General features: G+C 47.6%; 9 protein-coding genes. All 9 read right to left on the minus strand.

Going from position 1 to position 8,124, the window contains the following annotated elements; genetic code table 11:
- A partial coding sequence (gene queD / locus B7X71_RS09340) for a 6-carboxytetrahydropterin synthase QueD (RefSeq protein WP_293600564.1) occupies nt 1-421 on the minus strand: 421 nt, incomplete at its 3' end.
- A 41-nt stretch (nt 422-462) separates the two neighbouring features.
- Nucleotides 463-1,116 (minus strand): 7-carboxy-7-deazaguanine synthase, encoded by a 654-nt coding sequence (gene queE, locus B7X71_RS09345; RefSeq protein ID WP_293599005.1) that lies wholly within the window; start codon nt 1,114-1,116, stop codon nt 463-465.
- 28 nt (nt 1,117-1,144) lie between these two features.
- Nucleotides 1,145-1,873, minus strand: a complete 729-nt coding sequence (locus tag B7X71_RS09350) for a hypothetical protein (protein WP_293599006.1) — start codon at nt 1,871-1,873, stop codon at nt 1,145-1,147.
- Complete coding sequence (locus B7X71_RS09355) at nt 1,849-2,547, minus strand: hypothetical protein (RefSeq protein ID WP_293600565.1); 699 nt, start codon at nt 2,545-2,547, stop codon at nt 1,849-1,851. The genes B7X71_RS09350 and B7X71_RS09355 overlap by 25 nt, the downstream gene beginning before the upstream one ends.
- A gap of 56 nt (nt 2,548-2,603) precedes the next feature.
- The gene (locus tag B7X71_RS09360; RefSeq protein WP_293600566.1) at nt 2,604-4,499 is read right to left on the minus strand and encodes a B12-binding domain-containing radical SAM protein; all 1,896 of its coding nucleotides are present in this window, start codon (nt 4,497-4,499) and stop codon (nt 2,604-2,606) included.
- A complete protein-coding gene (locus B7X71_RS09365; RefSeq protein WP_293599338.1) occupies nt 4,496-5,320 on the minus strand; it encodes a ferritin-like domain-containing protein in 825 nt (274 codons plus the stop codon). The genes B7X71_RS09360 and B7X71_RS09365 overlap by 4 nt, the downstream gene beginning before the upstream one ends.
- Nucleotides 5,321-5,341: 21 nt before the next feature.
- A complete protein-coding gene (locus B7X71_RS09370; protein WP_293600567.1) occupies nt 5,342-5,728 on the minus strand; it encodes a hypothetical protein in 387 nt (128 codons plus the stop codon).
- Nucleotides 5,725-7,332, minus strand: coding sequence for a glutamine-hydrolyzing GMP synthase (gene guaA, locus B7X71_RS09375; RefSeq protein WP_293600568.1), 1,608 nt, complete (start codon nt 7,330-7,332; stop codon nt 5,725-5,727). The genes B7X71_RS09370 and guaA overlap by 4 nt, the downstream gene beginning before the upstream one ends.
- A gap of 36 nt (nt 7,333-7,368) precedes the next feature.
- A partial coding sequence (locus B7X71_RS09380) for an IMP dehydrogenase (RefSeq protein ID WP_293600569.1) occupies nt 7,369-8,124 on the minus strand: 756 nt, incomplete at its 5' end.

Genomic DNA, 8,124 nt, shown 5'->3' on the forward strand with positions numbered 1-8,124 from the left:
GACGGATGGATGCTAGCTTGAGTCGGCCATCAAACGCTTTTTCGAAAACAGGCTGCAATACCTTAAAGGCGGCGCTAGCTAAGTTCTCAACAGTAGGAACATGCTCCATCACTACTGTCTTGTGATTGGGGATGGAGTTTAAATAATCTACTAATCCAGCATCTTCTTTGGCAACCAAAAATGCGTGATCCCAAGGCTCCACTACGTATTGGTTAGTAAGGCGCTTAATATCTCCAAAATCTAAGACCATGCCATCGTCCGCCTTACCTGGATGATCCGCGATCACACCAGTCAGCGTGACTTCAATGGCATAGCGATGGCCATGCAAATGACGGCACTGGCCATCATGATTTGGAATGCGATGACCCGAGTCAAACTCAAGTCGGCGGGTAATGGAGATGGCTTCTTGCTTGTTGGTCATGATTGCTTTTCTAAATACTTAAATATCGCTTGGTAAAGCTACTATCGGATACCGATCATTTTATGGGTCTGAACACTCAAACGCCATAAAGGTCGCTTTTGACAGAGACGAACTGCCAATGCGAGGTTTTCTTGAAGGTTTGGACCGTCCATGGCCTGCAAGAAGCGATTGCGGTAATCCATCTTCTCAAATCGAGCCAATAAGGTCTCAATGGCAACATGACCCTGCTGAGGAATCACCAGCTTAATTTCATCGGCTTGCAAAACAATCAACTCAGAGCCGGCCTTAGGGCTGACACATACCCAATCAACGCCTTTAGGAATCTTGATCGTGCCGTTGGTCTCAATGGCGATAGTGAAACCCTTGGCATGTAAAGCGTCGATTAAAGCAGTATCGAGTTGCAGTAGTGGCTCTCCACCGGTGAAGACAACGTAACGTTGCTGCGGGCCTGCTGAGGTGCTGACCCACACCTCTTCTATAGTATCTGCCAATAAAGAGGCGGTTTCAAACTTGCCGCCACCGACGCCATCACTTCCAACAAAGTCGGTATCGCAAAATTGGCAAACTGCAGAAGCGCGATCTTCTTCACGTCCGCTCCACAAATTGCAGCCAGCAAAGCGACAAAATACGGCTGCACGACCTGCGTGGGCACCCTCACCTTGAAGGGTTGGAAAAAGTTCTTTTACGGTATACATAGCTATGTGCTGATTTTAAGCGCTTTGCTTACTTCCAGGACACAAGCTCCCACTCTAAGTAGTCTTCCCAGAGGGCATTGCTCCAAAACATACCTGCCCATAAATAGCGTCCATAGCCACGCCGGATAACCCAACGGCCGACTTCCGGGGCAAACCAAACATCTTCCTGACGATAGTTGGCTACTCGAGAGAAGTCGTTACTGGTGAAGAAAGGCGCCTCATTCTGATACTTCAAGACGGGGAATTGGCCAGCAGGCACGCTGACACCCTCCCACTGAAGTGCCGTTATATTCAATCCCCAGTAATAGTCGTTATCGGGATAGCCGACTACTTGATAGCGGTCACGATAGAACCCAGACCAACCTGGAACGAGTTGCTCAGGCCACAAGGGAATCGGCTTCAAAAACTTTTGTGGGGGATTCCAATGGGGATCTTGCAAGACATAGCCCCAAGGTTGTTGAATTTCATCGGGGAGTGGCCCCGCTTTTAGTCCGCTACGCTCAATTCGAATCTGGGGCCCAATAGAAGCTATTCTCTCGGTAACAATATCTACCAACTCTTGGTTGAATACATTACGCACGTTGTAGACCCACTGCTGCCCCACTTGTGGCGCCCTTACCTTGGGAGGATTTGTGGGTTGAGGTAAAGGTGTCGAAGTTGGATACGGCTGGCCAGCAATACAGGCCGCCAGCAATGCTGGCGACAGCAATACAAGAAGCCTACGTACAGTGTTTATTTGTAGGAGCTCAATTGCCATTGATAGCTACCCTCTAGAATCACTGCACCAATTTGCCCTTGAATTTGATAAGAGCCAGATGCCTCACGCGCAACCCAGCGACCAATCTGCGGTGCAAACCAAACTGTTTCTTTGCGAATGCAATCTACCTTGTTGGGATCGTCACTCTCATAATTAATCAGAGTCTGAAAACGCAATGCTACAAACTCTCCAGCAGGAACAGTAATTTTTTCCCAACCTTGTACGCTCATATATTCTTGCCAGTTCATTTGCGAGCCTGAGTAGCCAGCAATGCTGTACTTGGTGTTGAACTGTTTTGCCCAAGTCGTAGATAGCTGCTCAGGCCAAAGCGGCAAAGATGGACTGAAGTTGAGCAAGCGTGACCACTGTGTGTCTGTAGAAACCATTCCCCATGAAGTCTGAATTTCACTAGGCAAGCGTGCGCCATCCGCAGTCATTCGATCAATCACAATCGTGGAGCCAATTTTAGAAACGCGCTCAGTAATCACATCTAAAGTTTTGCCATCAAAAACATTCTTCTTGATATAAGTCCACTCTTGCCCAATTTGTGGGGGGCGAACGCTTGGCAATGGTTTTGGTTGAGCAACCGGAATGCCATGCTCATATGAAAGGCCGCCGCAAGCAACTGGGGCTAAAGCGGCAGAAACGATAAAAGTGCGACGAGATAAGTTCATATTGCTACCCACGGTAATTTAAATAAATGAGTTGGACGAATAAAGTTTACGGGTATTTAATTATGCTTCAGTGCTTTTGCTATTTTATTGCGCCCCACTGAGGCTTTTGGAATGCCGGACATATCAAACCACTTATGGGCATCTTCTTCAAAGCCTACGCCATGCATAAAGTTATAAATTGCCTTTTTAAGACCCACACCGAGACGATCGTGATCGACACCTGTGGGGTCAATAAAGGCAACATCATTCTTGGCAAAGCTAATCGGGGGTAATGGCACCAGCTCAATGCCATAGGCTGCCGGATCAAGCCCAACTGGAGAGTGCACCGTACAAGTAAAGCGATGGAAGAAGCCACTCTGAATGCAGCCATTTTCAAAAAGCTGACGAACGTATTCCAGTGAGTCAACTGTCTCTTGGACGGTTTGTGTTGGGAAACCATACATGAGATAAGCATGCACGAGAATTCCAGCATCTGAGAAGCCTTTGGTGACTTGGGCAACCTGCTCGACTGATACCCCTTTTTTCATCAGATCAAGAAGTCTGTCAGAGGCAACCTCTAATCCGCCGGACATGGCAATGCAACCACTTTGCGCTAACAACTCACATAACTCAGGTGTAAAGGTCTTTTCAAAGCGGATGTTGCCCCACCAAGAAATCACCACCTTACGACGTATTAATTCTTCGGCAAGGGCTTTTAGGATTTTTGGCGGCGCCGCTTCATCCACAAAATGAAATCCACTCTGACCAGTCTCTGCAACGATAGCTTCAATACGATCAACCAAAAGACTTGCAGAAGCAGTTTCATAACGAGAGATGTAATCTAAGCTTACATCACAGAAGCTACATTTTTTCCAATAGCAGCCATGAGCAACTGTGAGCTTATTCCAGCGCCCATCACTCCACAGGCGATGCATGGGATTGAGCATATCCAGTAGCGATAAATAAGAATTGAGTGGTAGGCCATCCCAGGTGGCAGTACCGACTTCTTCAAAAGGAATATCTGGCTCCTGCCAATTGATATAACGAACTTCATTACTAGCGGTTCGGATAAATGTACGAACGAGTCTTTCAGCAGAGCGCTTTCCATTTAAATGCTCCAACAGAGCCAGCAGGGGTCGCTCCCCAGAATCCAGTGTGATGAAGTCCACAAAATCAAATATGCGCGGATCGGTGAGCTCACGTAACTCCGTGTTCACGTAGCCACCACCGAGACCAATTTTGATAGCGGGGTAATCTTGCTTGATAGTTTGAGCAATTCGTAATGCGGCGTACATTGCCCCGGGGAATGGCACTGAAAGCAATACTAAGCCAGGTTGATGCTTTTCGATCGAGGACTTTGTCAGCTCCTGTAAATGCAAATCCATTAATGTGGGGCTTGCAGCCAGGGCATCCGCTAAAGGCGTAAACGTGGGCTGACTACCTGCCAGAGATTCTGCATAGCGAACAAACTCAAAACGCTCGTCTACCGCGTCCCGCAATACGTCGGATAAATCATTAAGATAGAGAGTGGCTAAATGACGCGCCCGATCTTGAGAACCGAGTGCACCAAATGCCCACGCCAAAGAATCCCCGCCCTCTTCTTCATCATAGGCATCAAGAGATGCAAATCGCGGACCTTCAGGCAATAAAGCGCGACTGTTGATGCGATGGGCAAGAGTACTATCGCGCCCTTGCAAAAATGCAATCGCTAGAGCAATGGTGCCTTGATAATCTGCGAAGTAATCGAGAAAAAAGTTGACGCTCGCACTGCGATTTTCTTCAGGAAGCTTCAGCGCCTGATCTTTGATCTCCAGTAAACCCTGTGGAGTAAAGAAGCCTAGAACCAAGGCCAAGGCCAAATCCTCTTGAACAGCCTCAAAACCTCGTGAGCGCAGAAAGCCAGTGAGATAGGCGGTTGATGGATACGGCGTATTGAGCTGCGTCATCGGCGGAATGAGACTGAGGATCTTCATGCCGTCTGGGTCCGTTTCTCACTCAGAGATTCCAATATCTCTAATTCCTCGGAAGTAAAGCCAGCTTGTTCGCGCGCATCAAAATTAAACGGCCCCCTCAAAGTGGGTGCGCGATATTTTTCAGCCAACTCTCGATAAGTCGCAATTGGGGATAGATTGTCATTGGCACACAAGAAGTTAAACCAGCGATTACCAACAAGCACATGCCCAATCTCATCATGGAGAATGATTTCTAGAATTTCTACAGCGCGCTCATCTTTGATTTGTTTAAAACGATCCCGAATCTCCGGCACTGCATCAAGCCCTCTTGCTTCCATAGTTCGAGGGACCAGAGCCATCCGCGCAATCACTGAATCTGTTGTTCTCTCCACCATCTCCCACAAACTATTGTGAGCTGGGAAATCCCCATAACCAAATCCAAAGGACTGTAAATGGGTATTGATCAAGCTGAAATGGTAGGCCTCTTCTTTTGCGACTCTAAGCCAATCTTCGTAATAGGCCTGAGGCATACTCGGAAATCTCCAAATGGCATCTAAGGCTAAATTCATGGCATTAAATTCAATATGCGCCAAGGAATGCCAAAGAATAGCTCTCCCCTCACCCGTATCCATTTTTCTTTTGGGAACAAACTTTGGCGCAACTAAATCTGGTTTAGCTGGTCGCCCAGGGAGGCAATGATTTTGACTAGTAAGGTTGCTAGAAGGGTTTATAGCAATGCGTCCAGCTTGATGCTCAGCAAACAAGTCAGCCAGCTGGCCAACCTTGGACTGCACATCGGTATTTGCCAGTATTGCGAGGGAGGTTTCTCGAAGCTCAGACATAGGTGACTTTAGAGAATCCTCTCAATCCAACAAAGCTTGAGAAGAAGCTTTATCTCGAATTGATCTTAGGATTAGCACCAAGGTTACTAGATGCACCAGCGCAACCAGGATATTGCTAATGACTACCGGGTTTGTGAAGTTGCCTACAGTGAATGGGGTTGTGAGCTTATAAAGCACCTGAACCAGAAGCAAAGGCGCAACCAGCATTGGCAAGGGGTTGATTAGTAGGCCCAGCGAAACTAGCAATATAGAACCGTAGATAGATAAAAGAATACCTCTAGCAGGGCTAGCCGGTCCATAGCCATGCTCAACCCAAGATGCATCCGAAATAAGACCAATGCAGACGGGAATCAAGACCACCACATTAATGATGAGGGAGATATAAATCATCCTCTTCATTGGTGTCATTCCCACTCGATAGTTGCTGGAGGTTTTCCGCTAATGTCGTAGACCACGCGATTGATGCCGCGCACTTCGTTAATAATGCGATTAGATACCTTGCCTAGCAAATCATGAGGCAAGTGAGCCCAGTGCGCTGTCATAAAGTCTTGTGTTTGAACGGCTCTGAGCGCAACAACATACTCATAGGTTCTGCCATCACCCATAACGCCAACAGATTTCACTGGCAAGAACACTGCAAAAGCTTGACTGGTGAGGTCATACCAAGATTTTTGACTTGCTTCATCAATCGTATTACGCAGCTCTTCTATAAAGATTGCATCTGCACGCTGCAAGAGGCTAGCGAACTCTGCTTTAACTTCACCTAAGATGCGCACACCAAGGCCAGGCCCTGGGAATGGATGGCGATAGACCATCTCCCGTGGCAAACCTAAAGCAACGCCGAGTTCACGTACTTCATCTTTAAATAACTCACGCAATGGCTCAAGCAGCTTGAGGTGCATATCTTCAGGCAAGCCGCCCACATTGTGATGGCTCTTAATCGTATGCGCGCCCTTCTTGCCTTTACCAGCAGACTCAATCACGTCGGGATAAATAGTTCCCTGAGCAAGCCACTTGGCATTTTGAATCTTGCCAGACTCAGCTTGGAAGATCTCAACGAATTCTTTGCCAATGATTTTGCGCTTGGCTTCTGGGTCAGCAACACCAGCAAGCTCAGACATAAATTTGTCTTTAGCATCCACTCGAATTACTTTGACACCGAGATTACGAGCAAACATTTCCATCACCATGTCGCCTTCGTTCAAACGAAGCAAACCATGATCAACAAATACGCAAGTGAGTTGCTCACCAATCGCACGATTGATTAATGCCGCGGCCACGCTAGAGTCAACGCCACCAGATAAACCAAGAATAACTTCTTCATCACCAACTTGTTTGCGGATATGCTCAACGGCCTCACTAATGTAGTCACCCATCACCCAGTCCGGTTTGCACTGACAGATCTCATGGACAAAGCGACTCAAGATGGCCTCGCCTTGTAAGGTGTGAGTTACTTCTGGATGGAACTGAAATGCATAGAAACGACGTTCTTCATCAGCCATACCTGCAATAGGGCAAGACTCTGTTGAAGCCATTAACTTAAATGCTGGTGGCAGTGTAGTAACTGAATCGCCATGACTCATCCACACCTTGAGAATGCCATGGCCTTCGCTAGTGGAGAAGTCTTGTATGCCTTTCAGCAAATTGGTGTGGCCATGGGCACGCACTTCGGAGTAACCAAACTCGCGGGCCTTACCCAAGGATTCAGCAGAAGCAACCGCACCACCCAATTGGGTTGCCATGGTTTGCATGCCATAGCAAATACCTAAAACGGGAACGCCTAATTCAAAAACGATTTGTGGTGCCCAAGGACTTCCGTCTTCAGTAACAGAGCTTGGTCCACCAGAAAGAATGATGCCTTTACCACCCTGCTCTTGAATGAACTTACGAATAAATTCTGGATCGCAATCGTAGGGGTGGATCTCAGAATAGACACGCGCATCACGCACGCGCCTGGCAATTAATTGGGTGACTTGTGAACCAAAGTCGAGAATCAGTATTTTGTCGTGCACGAAAGGATTACCTTAAATTCAGCCTGCTTTTACTTCTTAGTCAATGTGGTAATTCGGGGCTTCCTTCGTGATCTTCACATCATGAACGTGTGACTCGCGCACACCCGCTGAAGTGATTTCCACAAAATTCGCTTTTTCATGAAGCTCATCAATCGTCTTGCAACCCAAGTAGCCCATTGAAGAACGGATGCCACCAGTCAGTTGATGCAAGATAGCAAGCACGCTACCTTTGTAAGGCACTTGACCTTCAATACCCTCAGGCACAAGCTTCTCGGCATTTGCTGCGCTGATATCACTTTGGAAGTAGCGATCTGCAGAACCATCAGCCATCGCACCTAAAGAACCCATGCCGCGATAGCTCTTGTATGAACGACCTTGATACAAGAACACTTCACCAGGAGCCTCTTCTGTACCAGCAAACATACCGCCCATCATGACAGAGCTTGCGCCAGCAGCTAAGGCTTTCGCAACGTCTCCAGAGTAACGTACACCGCCATCAGCAATTAATGGAATGCCTGTGCCCTTGAGTGCAGCAGCCACATTCACAATCGCACTAATTTGAGGAACGCCAACGCCCGCAACAATTCGGGTTGTACAAATAGAACCCGGGCCAATACCTACCTTAACACCATCAGCACCATGATCAGCCAATGCTTTAGCAGCATCGCCAGTAGCAATGTTTCCACCAATCACTTGTACGTGAGGGTAATTTTTCTTAACCCATTTGACGCGATCTAAAACACCCTGGCTATGTCCGTGAGCGGTATCCACCACAATCACATCAACGCCTGC

This window comes from Polynucleobacter sp. 39-46-10 (genome assembly GCF_002282275.1).